Below are 15,619 nucleotides of genomic sequence, written 5' to 3' on the forward strand. Positions count from 1 at the left end.
GGCGTCCCGCAGTAGTACAGGGTACCCGTTGGGGGTGACACATGCCGAGCGTCTCTCGCAGATTTGGTGCCTCGGGCGAGCGCTTCGAGCGCCCGAGCGGCCAGGTCGACCCGGCGCTCGCCGCGCCCGTGGTCCTCATGGTCTCGGGCGGCGCGGACTCCACGGCGCTGCTCGTGCTGGCCGCCACCTCCGCACTGGACATCGACGACGGACGCGGCCGCGCGCGCATCGCCCGCGAGCGACTCCACGTGCTGCACGTCAACCACGGTCTGCGCGGCCTGGACGCCGAGGAGGACGAGGAATTTGTTCGCGACCTCGCCGCCCGCTACGGCATGCCCTGCACGATCAGGCGTGCCGACGTGGCGGCGCTTGCCGCCGGCGCGGGGGACAACGTGGAGAACGCGGGCCGCGAGCTGCGCTACGCCGAGGCGACCCGCCTAGCCAACGAGCTCTCCGAACGCGCGGGCACGCCGCGCTCTGCCGCGCGCATCCTCACCGCCCACACCGCCGACGACCGCGCGGAGACCTTCTTCATGAACGCGATCCGCGGCACCGGGGCGGCGGGGCTCTCGTCGATTCCGCGACGCCGGAACCACATCGTCCGGCCGCTTTTGGACCGAACGCACGAGGAGCTCTGCGACCTGCTGCGCATGCGCGGCATCGTCTGGCGCGAGGACGACACCAACGCCGACACCCGCTACCTGCGCGCCTACGTCCGCCACGAGGTCATGCCCGTGGTGCGGGAGCGAAACCCGCGTATTGTGGCCAACCTTGCCGCCACCTGCGACATCCTCTCCGACGAGGATGCCTATCTCACCTCCGTTGCTGGTCGCGCCCTGCGCGACCTCACGCGCCGCGAGGCCGAGGGGCTCGTCGTGCTGGACGCGGCCCGCCTGGCCGCACTCGAGGTCGCCGTCGCGCGCCGCGTGGTGCGCGCCGCGCTCCTCGCCGTCTGCCCGGGCGCCCGGCTCGAGGCCCGCCACGTCGCGGGCATCCTGCGCGCCGTCGCCGCAGGAGAGGGGTCGCTCACCATACCGATGGGTGTCTCCGCTCGCGTGGAGCATGGCCTGCTCGTGCTGCGCGCCCGGTCGGGCGTCCCCTCGCCCTCCGCCGCCTGGCTCGAGGTCCCCGGGCGGCTCGAGCTCGCGGACGGTCGCGTGCTCGTCGCGCGCCTCGTCGAGGTCGCGCCTGGCACGGACCCCGCGGCACGCGCCCGCGCGCACGCGCTGGAGTGGGACGGTGAGTCGGTCCTCCTCGACGCCGTCGCCGCTGGCGTGGACCCCGCTCGTGGCGGGCGGCTGTGGGTCGATGCGCCCCGGCCCGGTGACGTCCTGTGCCCCCTCGGCATGCACGGCCAGTCCAAGAAGGTGTCCGACCTGCTCGGCGAGGCGGGCGTCCCCCTCGACGACCGGGCGGCGGTGCCCGTGGTGCGCACCTCGCCCACCGGCGCGGTGGTCTGGGTCGCCCCCGTCCGGCCCGATGAGCGCGCCCGCTGCGCTGCCGCGACCAGGTGGCTGCTCGAGCTCGCCCTCCTCAGGGAGGCGTAGGCGCGCTCCGCGGCGTGCCGTGCATAAAACCCGCGCTCGTGCTACATTCGCGCGCTTTTCAAAACAAAACGTCGACTCGTGTAGCGTGATTTCGCCGCAAAATCGAAAATTGATTCTAAATCTGATTCTGAATCCAGCGACTTTGCAAGCGCGCCCGCTTCAAAGTCGTCTCAGGGGCAAAAAAGACGTTACACGAATCGCGGTTTTATGCACGGGAAGGTGCCTAGTGCTGCACGAGTGGACGTTTTATGCAGCAAGCTCCCGACAGGGCGCCGGCGGTCCCGCCGCCGTCGCTTTGCGCTCGAGTGCGCACACGCCCTCTGTCCTGCGGTATGCTTGCATAAGCAACATGGCACCGCATGCCAGAGGAAGGGGAGAGCCATGGAGTCACTGCATCCTGACGTCAAGGAGGTCCTGCTTTCCGAGGAGGACATCCGCGGCATCGTGAGTCGTATGGGCGAGCAGATCACCCGCGACTATGCCGACAAGAATCCGCTGGTCGTGGCCGTGCTGCGCGGCGCCGTGGTCTTCACGGCAGACCTCATGCGCGCCATCGACTGCCCGATGTCGGTGGACTTCATGGCGGTCTCCAGCTACGGCGAGGCGGCCAAGAGCTCCGGCGTGGTCCGCATCGTCAAGGACCTCGACACCAAGATCGAAGGTCGCAACGTGCTCATCGTCGAGGACATCCTCGACTCCGGCCTCACGCTCTCCTACCTCATCGACCTGCTCAAGGGCCGCGGCCCGGCCTCGGTCGAGGTAGCGGCGTTCCTCGTGAAGGACGTCGCCGGCAAGCGTCCGGCCATCGAGCCGCGCTACGTGGGAACCCACGTGCCCGACGAGTTCATCGTCGGTTACGGCCTTGACTTCGCGGAGCGCTATCGCAACCTGCCCTACATCGGCATCCTCAAGCCCGAGGTCTATCAGTAAGCGAGGACGCGCGTGCCAGATCCAAACAACAGCGGGGACAGAGACGGACAGAACAGCGGTGGGTCCCCGGGCCTGCCGGGCGGCCCCTCCCGCTCCGGCACCATCACGGGGCTGCTCGTCCTTGCCATCGTGGTCTACCTGGCCTACTCGATGGGCTCCGCGCTCTCCGGGCGCGACCGCTCCGCAGACGTGCTGCCCACCAACCAGTTCGTGACCGCCGTCGAGCAGGGGCGCGTCGCCGAGGTCACCTACAAGACCTCCGACGGCAGCGTCGCCGGCACGTACTGGACCAGCGCGGAGGACCGCGGCGACGACTCCAAGCTCGTCGAGTATCAGAGCGTCTACGTGGGATCCGACTCGCTGGCAGAGCTCATGGCCGAGCACCCGCGCGTCACCTACCGGATCGACACGAGCTCCGGCGACCTGCTGGAGACGATCATCGTCTCGGTTGTCCCCACGCTGCTGCTCGTGGGCGTCTTCGTCTTCTACATGAGCCGCATGTCCCAGCAGCAGGACAAGACCATGTCCTTCTCCAAGACCAAGGCGCTCACCCTGGAGGGCGAGCGACCCAAGGTCACCTTTGCCGACGTCGCGGGCATCGACGAGGCGGTCGAGGAGCTCCAGGAGGTCCGCGACTTCCTCGCCGACCCCGAGCGCTACCACAAGATGGGCGCCCGCATCCCGCGCGGCCTTTTGCTCGTGGGCCCGCCGGGCACCGGCAAGACGCTGCTCGCCAAGGCCGTGGCCGGCGAGGCGGGCGTCCCCTTCTTCTCCATCTCCGGCTCCGACTTCGTCGAGATGTTCGTGGGCGTGGGCGCCTCCCGCGTGCGCGACCTCTTCAAGCAGGCCAAGGAGGCCGCCCCCTGCATCGTCTTCATCGATGAGATCGACGCCGTCGGCCGCCAGCGCGGCGCCGGCCTCGGCGGCGGGCACGACGAGCGCGAGCAGACCCTCAACCAGCTGCTCGTCGAGATGGACGGCTTCGAGGACAACTCCTCGGTCATCCTGATCGCCGCCACCAACCGCCCCGACATCCTCGACCCGGCGCTGCTGCGCCCCGGCCGCTTCGACCGCCGCGTGACGGTCGACCGTCCCGACGTGGGCGGCCGCGAGAAGATTCTGACCGTGCACGCCAAGGGCAAGCCCGTCGCCGCCGACGTCGACCTCGCGCGCCTGGCCAAGGTGACGCCGGGCTTCACGGGCGCCGACCTCGCCAACCTCATGAACGAGGCGGCGCTGCTCGCCGCCCGCCGGCGCAAGGAGACGATCGGCGCCGACGAGGTCGAGGAGGCCATGGAGCGCGTCATGGCCGGCCCCGAGCGCAAGAGCCGCGTCATCACCGAGCGCGAGCGTCGCGTGATCGCCTACCACGAGTCCGGCCACGCCCTCGTGGGCCACGTCCTGGCGCACTCCGACCCCATCCACAAGATCAGCATCGTGAGCCGCGGCCAGGCGCTCGGCTACACCATGCAGATCCCCGAGGAGGACCACTTCCTGGAGACTCGCGACGGCATGCTCGACCAGATCGCGGTGCTGCTCGCGGGCCGCACGGCCGAGGAGCTCTTCTGCGACGACGTCACAACCGGCGCGAGCAACGACCTCGAGCGGGCGACCAAGCTCGCGCGCACGATGGTCACGCGCTACGGCATGAGCGACGAGCTGGGCGCGCAGGTCTTCGGCGAGGCGCAGCACGAGGTCTTCCTGGGGCGCGACTACGCCAACCACCAGGACTACTCCGCCGAGACGGCCAAGCGCATCGACGACGAGGTCGAGCGCATCATGCGCACCGGCCACGCCCGCGCCCGCGAGGCGCTGGACGCCCGGCGCGACCAGATGGACACCATGGCACGCGTGCTCCTGGAGCGCGAGACCGTGGAGGGTGCCGCGGTTGACGCCCTTCTCGACGACCGCTGGGACGAGTACGTCGCGACCGAGAAGAACGACGGGGCGGCGGACGCCGCCGGAGGGGAGCAGCAGTGAGCATCAACGAGAAGAGCCGCGCGTACGGCGCACAGAAGTCCTCCATCCGAGAGATTTCCGCGTACGCGAACGCCCGCAAGGCCGAGATCGGCGCCGAGAACGTCTTTGACTTCTCGCTGGGCAACCCCTCGATCCCCGCGCCCGACGCCGTGCGCGCCTCGATCGAGCGCAGCCTCGCGCTGCCGGCGACGCAGCTCCACGGCTACACGCCCGCCAACGGCCTGCCCGCCGCCCGCGAGGCGGTGGCGGCGAGCCTCTCCCGCCGCTTTGGCGACGGCGCCGCCTCCGCCGGTGACCTCTACCTCACCTGCGGCGCGGCGGCCTCGCTCTCCATCACGTTCCACGCGACCGTGAACCCCGGCGACGAGGTCATCGTGATCGCGCCGTACTTCCCCGAGTACCGCGTCTGGATCGAGACCGCGGGCGCCGCGTGCGTGGAGGTCATGGCCGATCCCGCCACGTTCCAGGTGGACGTGGCCGCCGTTGCCGCCGCGATCACGCCGCGCACCAAGGCCGTGGTGATCAACTCGCCCAACAACCCCGTGGGCTCTGTCTACTCCCGCGAGAACCTGGCCGCACTCGCCTCCGCGCTCCGCGAGGCCGAGGAGCGCCTTGGCACCGCGATCTACCTCGTCGCCGACGAGCCCTACCGCGAGATCACCTACGGCGCCGAGGTGCCGTGGGTGCCGTCCGTCTACGACCGCTCGATCGTGTGCTACAGCTACTCCAAGAGCCTCTCGCTGCCGGGCGAGCGCATCGGCTGGGTGCTGGTGCCGCCCACCAACCCCGACCACGACGACCTCGTGCTCGCGGTGGCCGGCGCTGGTCGCAAGCTGGGCTTCGTCTGCGCCCCGGCGCTCTTCCAGCGCGTGCTGATCGACTGCGTGGACTGCCCGAGCGACGTCGAGGCCTATGCCGAGAACCGCCGCGCGCTCACTGAGGGCCTCTCGCGTCTGGGCTACGAGTTCATCGAGCCCGAGGGGGCGTTCTACCTGTGGGTCAAGGCGCTCGAGCCGGACGCCGAGAAGTTCTTCGAGCGCTGCCGCGACCTCGAGCTGCTGCCCGTCCCCTCCGACTCCTTCGGCTGCCCGGGCTGGGTGCGCGTGGGCTACTGCGTCTCGCGCGAGACCATCGTGAACTCCATGCCCGCCTGGGAGAAGCTCGCCGCCAGCTACCGCTAGGGGAGTTCCATGCTGCAGAACCGCTGCGACGTCCACACCCACACGCTCTTCTCGCGCCACGCCTACTCCACGGTGCGCGAGAACGTGCTCGCTGCCCGCGACGCGGGGCTCGAGTTGCTGGGCGTAACGGATCACTTCTCCGACATGCTCTTCCCCGGAGCCGACCTCACCCACGCCGACCTGCGAGATTACCAGTACTTCATTAACACGACGACCTGGCCGCGGACGTTGGAGGGCGTGAGGCTGCTCCACGGCGCCGAGGCGGACATCCGCACGCTCGACGGACGCCTCTTCGGGCAGGACGTCGCCGTCGCCGAGGACATCACCGGAGGACCGCTGCGCTCCGTGACCACGCTCTACGACCGCGTGGTTGCGAGCTGCGACTACGTCATCGCGAGCGTCCACTACCGCGAGTTCGCCCGCGAGGCCACCGTCTCCCAGGGGACCGAGATGTACCTCGGCGCCCTCGCTCAGCCCAAGGTGCTCGCGCTCGGGCATGCGGGTCGGGCCGGCGTGCCGTTCGACGTCCGCGAGGTCGTCGGCGAGGCCGCGCGCCTGGGCAAGCTCATGGAGATCAACAACCACAGCCTGGAGGCGCGCCGCCGCGAGGGGCGCACCTGGCAGAGCTGCCGCTCGATAGCCGAGGCCTGCGCCGAGCTGGGGTGCCGCGTCATCGTGAGCAGCGACGCCCACGTCTGCACCGACGTGGGCCGTGTCCCCGCCGCGCTGGAGCTCCTGGAGGGGATTGGCTTCCCGCAGGAGCTCGTCGCCACGCGCTGCGCCGCGGCGTTCCTCGACGCGATGTCCGAAGCCGGCCTCACGGTCCCAGCCCTCTAGTTGCGCCCGGCGCCGCCTACAGCTCGATTGTGAGCTCCACGGGGCAGTGGTCGGACCCGTAGACCTCGGAGAGGATCGACGCGCCCCTCACGCGGTCGGCGATGTCGTTGGACACGAGGAAGTAGTCGATGCGCCAGCCGGCGTTGTTCTTGCGCGCGTTGAAGCGATAGCTCCACCAGCTGTAGGCGCCGGCGAGGTCGGGGTGGCGCGCGCGGAAGGTGTCGGTGAAGCCGGCGTCGAGCAGGCGCGTGAAGCTCTCGCGCTCCTCGTCGGAGAAGCCGGCGTTGCCGCGGTTGGGACCGGGGTTCTTGAGGTCGATCTCGTTGTGGGCCACGTTGAAGTCCCCGCAGGTCACCACGGGCTTCTCGGCGGCGAGGCCGCACAGGAACTCGCGGTAGGCGCTGTCCCAGGCCAGGCGCGTGTCGATGCGCGCCAGCTCGTTCTGCGCGTTGGGCGTGTAGACGTCCACGAACCAGTAGCTCGGGAACTCGAGCGCGCAGACGCGGCCCTCGTCGTCGGCCGCCGGGGCACCGATGTGGTTGATCACCCGCAGCGGCTCCTCGCGGGAGAAGACGGCCGTGCCGGAGTAGCCCTTGCGCTCGGCGTAGCTCCAGGTCTGGTGGTATCCGGGCAGGTCGAGCTCGATCTGGCCCTCCTGCAGCTTGGTCTCCTGGATGGCAAAGACGTCGGCGCCGGTGGCCTCGACCACGTCGACGAAGCTCGGGTCCTTCTTCATGACGGCACGCAGGCCGTTGACGTTCCAGGAGACGAGGCGCAGCTCGCGGGGCATAGGAGTCCTCTCGACGGGGGTCTGGCTGGAACCAGTGTAGCCGTTCGCCCCGCGCTAGAAGTCGAAGGCCGCCGCGATGTCGCAGGCGCACACGAGGTCGGCGGCGCCGTCCTGCGGCGTCCGCTCGCGATTGACGATCACGAGGTCGTCCCCGCGGAAGTAGTTCACGAGCCCCGCCGCGGGGTACACCACGAGCGACGTGCCCCCAATGACCAGCAGGTCCGCCTCCTCGATCGCCCTCACGCTGGCGAGAAGAACGCGCTCGTCGAGCTGCTCTCCGTACAGCACGACGTCGGGCTTCACGAGGCCGCCGCACCTCTCGCAGTGCGGCACGCCCTCGGTCGCGAGCACCCACTCGGCGGAGTAGGTCTCGCCGCAGCGCGTGCAGACGTTGCGGTGGACCGAGCCGTGCAGCTCGTGCACCGTCCGCGAGCCGGCAGCCTGGTGCAGGCCGTCGATGTTCTGCGTGACCACGGCCGCGAGGTGACCCTCGGCCTCGAGCTCCGCGAGCTTCATGTGCGCGCGGTTGGGTCGCGCCCCGAGGCAGATCATGCGCTCGCGGTAGAACTCGTAGAACTCCTCGGTGTGCGTCACGAAGAAGTCGTGCCCGAGCATCTCCTCGGGCGGATAGGCAAAGTGCTGGTGGTAGAGCCCGTCGGCGCTGCGGAAGTCGGGGATGCCGCTCGCCGTGGAGACGCCGGCACCGCCAAAGAACACCGCCCTTCTCGCCCGCGAGAAGAGGCTCCTGAGCTCGGCCGCCGCCTCGGCGGCATCGGTGATCGCACGTCCCATGCGCCCTCCTTCGGAAGACCTCCTATCATGGTAATCCTGCGGAGGCGTCTGCGCGCCCGCTCAGTTGGGAACAAGGTAGCTTATGTCAGGCAAGAGGGAGGCGTCACATGGAGGCCCTGCGAAACAACGTCCTTGACTGCGCGCTCGTCTTCGAGGGCGGCGGCTACCGCGCGGCGTACACCTGCGCGTTCGCGAACGTCCTGCTCGAGCAGGGCATCTACTTCGACTACGTCTGCGGCCTCTCCGCCGGCGCCAGCAACTCCGTCAACTACCTCTCGCGCGACCGCAAGCGCGTGCGCGAGGCCTTCATGACCGACGGCGTGGCCAAGGGCCTGGTGGGCCTGCGTTCGCTGCTGCGCGGGCGCGGCTACTTCGACGCCGACTCGCTCTACGAGGGCGCGCTGCGTGACGGCACGCTCGTCTTTGACTGGGACACCTTCTCGGCCAACCCCGCGCGCCTGCGCATCCAGGCCTTCGAGCGTGACACCGGGCGCACGGTGCGCTTTGGCCGCGAGGACATGACCGACCCCATGCGCATGATCGACCTCGTGCGCGCCAGCTCCACGCTTCCGGGCATGATGAAGCCCATCGAGGTCGACGGCCGCGTCCTCATGGACGGCGGCCTGGGCACGGGCGCCGGCATCCCGCTCTGCATGGCCGAGGACGACGGCTTCGAGCGCTTCGTCTTCGTGGCCACCCGCCCGCGCGGCTACCGCAAGAAGGAGCCCGGCGCGCGTGACAACCAAATGTTCAAGGCCGTGGCGCGCGACTACCCGTATCTCAGAAAGGCGCTGCTCACGCGCTGGGAGCGCTACAACGCGGCGCTCGACCACGTGGAGGAGCTGGAGAGGGACGGCCGGGCGCTCGTCATCTACCCCGACGAGATGCCCGTCGAGAACGCCACCGTCAGCCCGCGTCGCCTGAACGCCGCCTACGAGGCCGGACACGCCCAGTACCTGCGCGAGGTCCTCTTCGGCTCGGCCGACGGCGGGCCCCAGCCCGACGACCCCGATCAGGGCACCGGCTACATCACGTTGGGCTAGGCGCCTCCGCGCCGCGTGCGCGTCCTTCTCGCCCGCCGGCGCGCCCCGTGGGTACAATGGGACGAGAAGAGCCCGCCCCGAGGAGGACAGCATGCTCAGAGAAAACTACGCAACCTGGCGCTGCGGCGCGCACGAGATCTCCCTCGCGCGACCGCGCATCATGGGCATCCTCAACGTGACGCCCGACTCCTTCTCGGACGGCGGGGAGAACCTCAGCCTCGACGCGGCCGTCGCGCGCGGCCTGGCCATGCTCGACGAGGGTGCCGACATCATCGACGTGGGCGGCGAGTCCACGCGCCCCGGGCACACGCCCGTGAGCTCCGAGGAGGAGGCCGGGCGCGTGGTGCCGGTGGTGCGGGCACTCGTGGAGGCGGGCGCCGTGGTGTCCGTCGACACGCGCCACGCCGACGTCGCGCGCATGTGCGTGCGCCTGGGCGCCTCCATCGTCAACGACGTCAGCGGCTTCACCGACCCCGAGATGGTGCAGGTGGCGGCCGACACCGACTGCGGCTGCGTCGTCATGCACTGGAACCAGGGCGGCCTCGGCACGCATGCCACGCGCCGTCAGGTCCTGCTCGACGAGTCGCGCCCGAGCGGCTCCGCCCAGCCGCGCCCCGTGGCGTCCCAGCATCGCTTCACCCTGCCCGACCAGGCGCCGATCATGCGCCAGGTCATGGGCTTTCTGGGCGACCAGGCGCGCACCCTCATGCGCGCCGGCGTCTCGCGCGACCGCATCTGCATGGACCCGGGCGCGGGCTTCGACAAGTACGCCGACGAGGACGTGGTCATCCAGCGCGCCACGCGCTCCATGGCGTCGATGGGCTACCCGCTCATGTGCGCCGTCTCGCGCAAGCGCTTCGTGGGCGCGCTCGGCGGCGAGGCCGACCCTGCGGCGCGCGACGCGGCCACGGCGGGCGTGTGCATCTCCGCGATCGAGAACGGCGCCCGGATCCTGCGCGTCCACAACGTCGCCGAGGTCGCGCAGGCCGTGAACGCCTACTGGGCCGTCTCGCACAAGGACGCGCGCCAGGGCTTTGTGAGCCTGGGCTCCAACGTGGGCAACCGCGTGGCCAACCTCGCGCGCGCCGCCCAGCTCATCGATGAGATCCCGCTCACCTGCGTGGTCAGCGTGAGCCACGCCTACGAGACCGAGCCCGCCTACGGCATCGCCACGCCGGTGGCCAACGCCGTGGCAGAGATCCGCACTGAGCTGCACCCGCTTGTGCTCATGGGCAAGCTGCTCGAGGTGGAGGACCAGCTCGGGCGCATCCGTCCCAAGGGCGAGAAGGACGACGCCTCCCGCGCCGGCGCCAAGAAGCCGGGCAGCGGCCCGCGCACCATCGACTGCGACCTCGTCTGGGTCGACGGGGAGTCCCATGCCGGCGCCCGCCTCACGCTGCCGCACCCCCGCCTCGGCGAGCGCGACTACGTGATCGTGCCGATGGAGGACCTCATGCACGACCCGGAGCGCTTCCTCACGCACGCCGGCGTGGCCGTGACCCCGCGCGAGGAGCGCGTGGGCCAGGTGACGGCCGACCTGGGGGAGGTCGCGTGGGAGTAGGGACGTCGTTCGCGCTGCGCCCGGCGGTGCCTATGGGCCACGTGACGGGCGTGCCGCACGTGTGTGCGCTCGGCGTCGCCCGCGAGCTGGGCGCCCGCGTGCGCTGGCCGCACGAGGTGGTCACGGCGAGCGGGGAGCCGCTCGTGAGCGTCGACGCCCGCGCCGGCTACGACGACGAGGGCGTCTTCGTCCGCTGCGACCTTGCATGGGACGCGGAGCGGGGCTTCGACGCCGCCGTGCTCGAGCGCGCCGCCAGCGAGGCCGTCGGCGCATGGGCGCAGGGCGTCGCGGAGGGCCGTGCCGCGGCCGGGCCGCTCGCGCCGGTGCTCTCCGACTACTTTGACGCCCTTCTCGGCACGGGCGAGCAGGTCGAGGTCCTGCGCGGCGACCGCGTGATCGGCGAGGGCACGCTCGTGGCCGTGGACGTGTGGGGGCGCGCCACGGTGCGTCTGGCGAACGGCACCCAGGAGCTCGAGGTCGCCCCCGAGCAGGCGCGCCTGCGCTACGTCTGAACGACCCCTTTCCGAGGTTTGGGTTCACCGTTTTGCCAAACGGTGGGCACCCATTTTGCGGCATGGCCATTTACGTGCGCATTCGCAAATTGTCGGCATCCTGCCTCCCAGCGGGCGAACCCAAACCTCGCGCTCGCTATGCGCGGTCGCGCTCGCGGAGCCAGATCTCGCGGATGCCGCGCAGGGTGAGGTCGGGGTCGATCGCGTCGAAGAGGTCCGTCGCCCGCGCGACGGTGCGCGCGAGCCCACCCGTCCCCACGACGGTGGCACCCGGCGCGCCGAGCTCCGCGCGGATGCGCGCCACGAGCCCCTCCGCCTGCGCCGCCGCACCGATCACGAGGCCCGACTGCAGCGCCGCCTCGGTGCTGTCGCCGAGCGCCCGCCCCGGCGCCTCCACGGGGATGCTCGCGAGCTTGGCCGCGCGCGAGAAGAGCGCGTTCGCCGAGAGCATGAGGCCCGGCGAGATGGCGCCGCCACGGTAGGCGCCCGTCGCGTCAACCACGTCGATGTTCGTCGCGGTCCCAAAGTCCACCACGATGACCGGCGCGCCATACGTGCTGCGCGCCGCGATGGCGTTGGCGATGCGGTCGGCGCCGACCTGGCGCGGGTCGGGCATGGCGACCTCCATGCCGTAGTCGCGCCCGGCGCTCACGACGAGCGGGTCGTGCCCGAGGTGCGTCTCCAGGCAGCGCCGCCACGCGCGCTCGAGCGCGGGCACCACGCTGGCCACGCCCGCATCGGTGACGGCGGCGAGGTCGAGGCCGTCCTTGCCGAAGTAGCCCCAGAGGCGCGAGTGCAGCATGTCGGAGGTGTCCGTGGCGTTGGTGGACATGCGCCATCCGCGCACGAGCCGGCCGTCCTCGTCAAAGAGGCCGAGCGTGGACTGCGTGTTGCCGACGTCTATGGCGAGGAACATGGGTCACCTCCGGTCCGCGGTTCTTCTCGCCCATCTTAGCGCGCGGCGGACGGGAAATCTCCACAGACGCGTCACGGACGTTCTGATATAGTCATACGGCTATTGTGTCTTGGTCGGAACCAAGACGAACCCCTGCCCTGGTCGGAAACCAGGGCCGAAGAAGAGGAGTCCTGCCATGAAGCAAGGTATCCACCCCGAGTACGTGGAGTGCAACGTTCGCTGCTCCTGCGGCAACACCTGGACCACCCGCTCCACCAAGAGCGAGATGCGCGTCGACCTCTGCGACAAGTGCCACCCGTTCTACACCGGCACCCAGAAGCTCGTTGACACCGGCGGCCGCGTCCAGCGCTTCGCCGACAAGTTTGGTGGCGCCGCTGCCGCCCAGCTGAAGAAGGCCGAGGAGGCCAAGGCTGCCAAGGCTGCCAAGGCTGCCGAGGAGGCCGCCGCCAAGAAGGCCGCCAAGGAGGCCAAGGCCGCCGAGAAGGCCAAGCGTGCCGCCGAGTACGCCAAGAAGGCCGAGGCCGAGGCTGCCGCCGCTCCCGCCGAGGAGCCCGCTGCCGAGGCTGTCGCCGAGGAGACCGCCGAGGTCGCCGAGTAGCGCCAGACCCAGCGAACCTGGGAGCGCCCCGCGGGCACGTCGCCTGCGGGGCGCTTTTTCATGCGTCGGGGGTCCGCCTGGCGCCTACTCGGCCTCGGCGCGCAGCAGCGTGAACGAGTCGACGTAGGTCGCCGTCCGCTCGTAGGGGATGAACAGGATCGCGTCGTCGTAGGTGAACTCGGAGCGCACCTCCGCCACGGCGGCCGACGGGTCCTCGGGCGTGCCAAAGCGCAGCGTGAGGGAGGCGTCGCCGCCCACGTCCTCCGGCAGCTCGGCGACAAACACGAGCCCCTCGTCCTCCGACTCGAGCCGTGCGGTGAAGTGCACCTCGCCGAGCGCGACGTCGCCCTTGCACGAGGCCGCGTCGTCCGCGGGATTGGCGTGGTAGTGCGCGACGCCGCTCACGTAGCCCGAGAGCATGACGGCATCCTCGCCGACGCTCACGCCCAGCACCTCCACGGTGAGCCCTCCCTCGCGCGCGGCCAGGCACTTCCCGCCGTCGGTCTGCTGGCTCCTAAACTCGCCGGACCAGGTGCCCAGGAGCGCCTCGAGGTTGCGCTCGCGCGCGGTGCCCGACGCCTCCACCTGCGAGACGCCCCACTGGCCGGTGGTCTGGCTGAAGGAGAAGGTCACGGTCAGGAGGCACTCGTAGGTCTCGAACGCCTCGGTCCGGACGCAGGAGACCTCGAGCGTGTCGGTCTGGGCCTCCTCGTCGAAGGACTCGCTCTCGATCGCCATGGCCGCGTTCGCGTAGAGCTCGGCGAGCGGCGGCTCGCCGGCGTCCGCGGCGTCTACGCGCTCGAGCAGCAGATGGACGTTGCTCAGCACCTTGCTCTGATCCACGCCGGCCGTCGCGTGCCAGGTGACGCCCTCGTTGGTCGCGCCGGGCAGGATTGTCCACGTCCCGTCGACGAGCGCGTAGGAGAGCGTCGCCCCCTGGTCGGCGGTCACGCCCTGGCCGGCATAGCTCGCCACGACCTCGGCCGTGGCGTAGCCGGCGGCGCCAAACTGGGGGCTCGTCCCCTCGGGGGCCGTCTGGGAGCGCGAGACCGAGCGCACGTCCACGCCCTTCGTCACGAGCGTGGCGTCCGTCCCGTAGGTGCCGCCCGAGCACTCGGGCGTGGACAGGGTGGCGCGGGCGTCCGCCTCGACCGTTGCGGCGTCGGGCACCGCGAGGGCGCGGAAGAGCGCCACGCCGAGAAGGGCCGCCGCGACGCAGGCGATGAGCGCGAGCGCGACGGTCGCGCCGCGGTGCCGTCGGACGAGCCCGGAGAGCACTCGGGCCCTGCCGCGCAGGTAGCCCATGACGGTGCCGCCCACGTCGCGCAGGCGCGTCTCCTCGCCCGCGGGTGCGGCCGGTCGCGGGGCGGTGGCGTCGACGGGCGGTCGGCGCTCGGTCGGGGCCTCGTCGGCGGGCGTCTCGGGCCCCGCGGTGCCGAGCTCCGCCGTGGGCTCGGCGGGCGCGGCGTCGGCCATCTCCGCGGTGGCCTCTGCCCCTGTGTCCCTCTCGACCTCTTCGTCCCTTCCGACCTGCTCGGGCTCAGACATGGTGCCTCCCTGGATTCGCGTGCCCCCAGTGTCTCACACCGCGTCCTCGGGTATGATGGAAAGGCTGAAGACAACGCAGGGAGTGAACATGCGAGACAAGCTGCTCAAGATCATCCAGGCATACGAGGAGCTCGAGAAGCGCCTCATGGACCCGGCCGTGGTCTCCGACCCCAAGGAGTACGCGCGCCTGGCCAAGGAGCACGCCGGCCAGACCGAGCTCGTGACGCGCGCCCGGGAGTACCTCGGCGCGCTCGACGACATCGAGGCCGCCAAGGAGATGCTCCACGAGGCCGACGCCGACGAGAAGGCCATGCTCCAGGAGGACATCGCCGCCAACGAGGCCAAGCTTCCCGCCCTGGAGGAGGACATCAAGTTCCTGCTCATCCCCGCCGACCCCAACGACGACAAGGACACGATCGTCGAGATCCGCGCCGGCGTGGGCGGCGACGAGGCCGCCATCTTCGCGGGCGACCTGTTCAAGATGTACGAGCGCTTCTGTGAGCACCGCGGCTGGAAGGTCGAGGTGCTCTCGTCGAGTCCGTCCGAGGCCGGCGGCTTCAAGACCATCGAGTTCAAGGTCTCCGGCGACAAGGTCTACTCCGTGCTCAAGTTCGAGTCGGGCGTCCACCGCGTCCAGCGCGTGCCCAAGACCGAGAGCCAGGGCCGCATCCAGACCTCCACGGCCACGGTGGCGGTGCTGCCCGAGGCCGACGAGATCGACATCCAGATCGACCAGAACGACCTGCGCATCGACACCTACTGCGCGTCCGGCCCCGGCGGCCAGTGCGTCAACACCACCTACTCGGCGGTGCGCATCACCCACCTGCCCACCAACACCGTGGTGCAGTCCCAGGACCAGCGCTCGCAGATCCAGAACCGCGAGGTCTGCATGCAGATGCTGCGCGCCCGCCTCTACGAGATGGAGCTGGAGAAGCAGCAGGCCGAGCAGGGCGCCGACCGCCTCTCCCAGATCGGCCACGGCAGCCGCGCCGAGAAGATTCGCACCTACAACCAGCCGCAGGACCGCGTGACCGACCACCGCATCGGCTTCAACGGCACCTACAACGGCGTGCTTTTGGGCGACACGCTTTCGAGCGTGATCGAGGCGCTGGCCGCTGCCGAGCGCGCCGAGAAGCTCTCCCAGGTGGCGTAGGCGAGCGGAGCGGGCGCGAACGTGCATAAAAGCGTCCTTCGTGCTACGTTACGCGCGTTTTGAAATCAAAAACGCCGTTCGTGTAGCGTAAATCTCGTCGATTTTCGAGATGAGATTCAAACAGTTATGTCGTTTCCTGCGGTTTTGCCTGCGGGTGCGTCGGCAGGGACCGCCTCGGGGCCACCTGAGCGCTGCACGAACGACGGTTTTGTGTTCCGGAAGCGGTCTGAT

The 15,619-nt window shown here is 70.2% G+C and carries 14 protein-coding genes; 10 read left to right on the forward strand and 4 right to left on the reverse strand.

From position 1 onward, the window contains the following. Positions 1 to 41 precede the first annotated feature (41 nt). The 5 genes from tilS to B5F73_RS08165 all read left to right on the forward strand — a co-directional run bounded on the left by tilS (position 42) and on the right by B5F73_RS08165 (position 6,475). Positions 42 to 1,547, forward strand: coding sequence for a tRNA lysidine(34) synthetase TilS (tilS, locus tag B5F73_RS08145; protein WP_204206295.1), 1,506 nt, complete (start codon positions 42 to 44; stop codon positions 1,545 to 1,547). Positions 1,548 to 1,928: 381 nt separating this feature from the next. Beyond that, positions 1,929 to 2,477 (forward strand): hypoxanthine phosphoribosyltransferase, encoded by a 549-nt coding sequence (hpt, locus tag B5F73_RS08150; RefSeq protein WP_087227752.1) that lies wholly within the window; start codon positions 1,929 to 1,931, stop codon positions 2,475 to 2,477. A gap of 126 nt (positions 2,478 to 2,603) precedes the next feature. Then, positions 2,604 to 4,457: an ATP-dependent zinc metalloprotease FtsH gene (gene ftsH / locus B5F73_RS08155; protein ID WP_343225020.1), complete on the forward strand. Its 1,854-nt coding sequence runs from the start codon at positions 2,604 to 2,606 to the stop codon at positions 4,455 to 4,457. Next, entirely contained in the window at positions 4,454 to 5,638 is a 1,185-nt protein-coding gene (locus B5F73_RS08160) for a pyridoxal phosphate-dependent aminotransferase (protein WP_087227753.1), read from the forward strand. Before ftsH ends, B5F73_RS08160 begins: the two co-directional genes overlap by 4 nt. Before the next feature lie 9 nt (positions 5,639 to 5,647). Further along, positions 5,648 to 6,475 carry a phosphatase gene (locus B5F73_RS08165; RefSeq protein WP_204206296.1) on the forward strand — a complete coding sequence of 276 codons (828 nt, stop codon included), beginning with the start codon at positions 5,648 to 5,650 and terminating at the stop codon, positions 6,473 to 6,475. A 16-nt stretch (positions 6,476 to 6,491) separates the two neighbouring features. On the opposite strand, the gene B5F73_RS08170 is transcribed toward B5F73_RS08165, so the two are convergent. Both B5F73_RS08170 and B5F73_RS08175 read right to left on the reverse strand, forming a co-directional pair. Further along, positions 6,492 to 7,265: an exodeoxyribonuclease III gene (locus B5F73_RS08170; RefSeq protein ID WP_087227754.1), complete on the reverse strand. Its 774-nt coding sequence runs from the start codon at positions 7,263 to 7,265 to the stop codon at positions 6,492 to 6,494. Between the two features lie 54 nt (positions 7,266 to 7,319). Further along, entirely contained in the window at positions 7,320 to 8,057 is a 738-nt protein-coding gene (locus B5F73_RS08175) for an NAD-dependent protein deacylase (protein WP_087227755.1), read from the reverse strand. Positions 8,058 to 8,164: 107 nt separating this feature from the next. On the opposite strand from B5F73_RS08175, the gene B5F73_RS08180 reads away from it, so the two are divergent. The 3 genes from B5F73_RS08180 (at position 8,165) to B5F73_RS08190 (ending at position 11,173) form a co-directional block, all read left to right on the forward strand. Beyond that, positions 8,165 to 9,100: a patatin family protein gene (locus B5F73_RS08180; RefSeq protein WP_087227756.1), complete on the forward strand. Its 936-nt coding sequence runs from the start codon at positions 8,165 to 8,167 to the stop codon at positions 9,098 to 9,100. Positions 9,101 to 9,191: 91 nt separating this feature from the next. Beyond that, positions 9,192 to 10,661 (forward strand): dihydropteroate synthase, encoded by a 1,470-nt coding sequence (folP, locus tag B5F73_RS08185; protein WP_087227757.1) that lies wholly within the window; start codon positions 9,192 to 9,194, stop codon positions 10,659 to 10,661. After that, on the forward strand, positions 10,652 to 11,173 hold the full coding sequence (locus B5F73_RS08190) for a hypothetical protein (protein WP_143803171.1): 522 nt from the start codon (positions 10,652 to 10,654) through the stop codon (positions 11,171 to 11,173). Before folP ends, B5F73_RS08190 begins: the two co-directional genes overlap by 10 nt. A 136-nt stretch (positions 11,174 to 11,309) precedes the next feature. Here the strand turns inward: B5F73_RS08190 and B5F73_RS08195 are convergent, their stop codons facing one another. After that, entirely contained in the window at positions 11,310 to 12,089 is a 780-nt protein-coding gene (locus tag B5F73_RS08195) for a type III pantothenate kinase (RefSeq protein WP_087227759.1), read from the reverse strand. 175 nt (positions 12,090 to 12,264) lie between these two features. On the opposite strand from B5F73_RS08195, the gene rpmE reads away from it, so the two are divergent. After that, positions 12,265 to 12,687: a 50S ribosomal protein L31 gene (rpmE, locus tag B5F73_RS08200; RefSeq protein WP_087227760.1), complete on the forward strand. Its 423-nt coding sequence runs from the start codon at positions 12,265 to 12,267 to the stop codon at positions 12,685 to 12,687. 84 nt (positions 12,688 to 12,771) lie between these two features. Here rpmE and B5F73_RS08205 read toward each other — a convergent pair whose 3' ends face one another. Beyond that, positions 12,772 to 14,235 (reverse strand): hypothetical protein, encoded by a 1,464-nt coding sequence (locus tag B5F73_RS08205; RefSeq protein WP_087227761.1) that lies wholly within the window; start codon positions 14,233 to 14,235, stop codon positions 12,772 to 12,774. Positions 14,236 to 14,323: 88 nt separating this feature from the next. Between B5F73_RS08205 and prfA the strand changes: the two genes are divergently transcribed. Continuing rightward, a complete protein-coding gene (gene prfA, locus B5F73_RS08210; RefSeq protein ID WP_087227781.1) occupies positions 14,324 to 15,388 on the forward strand; it encodes a peptide chain release factor 1 in 1,065 nt (354 codons plus the stop codon). Positions 15,389 to 15,619 lie beyond the last annotated feature (231 nt).

The sequence above is a fragment of the Olsenella sp. An270 genome (assembly GCF_002159735.1).
Classification (GTDB): Bacteria; Actinomycetota; Coriobacteriia; order Coriobacteriales; family Atopobiaceae; genus Thermophilibacter.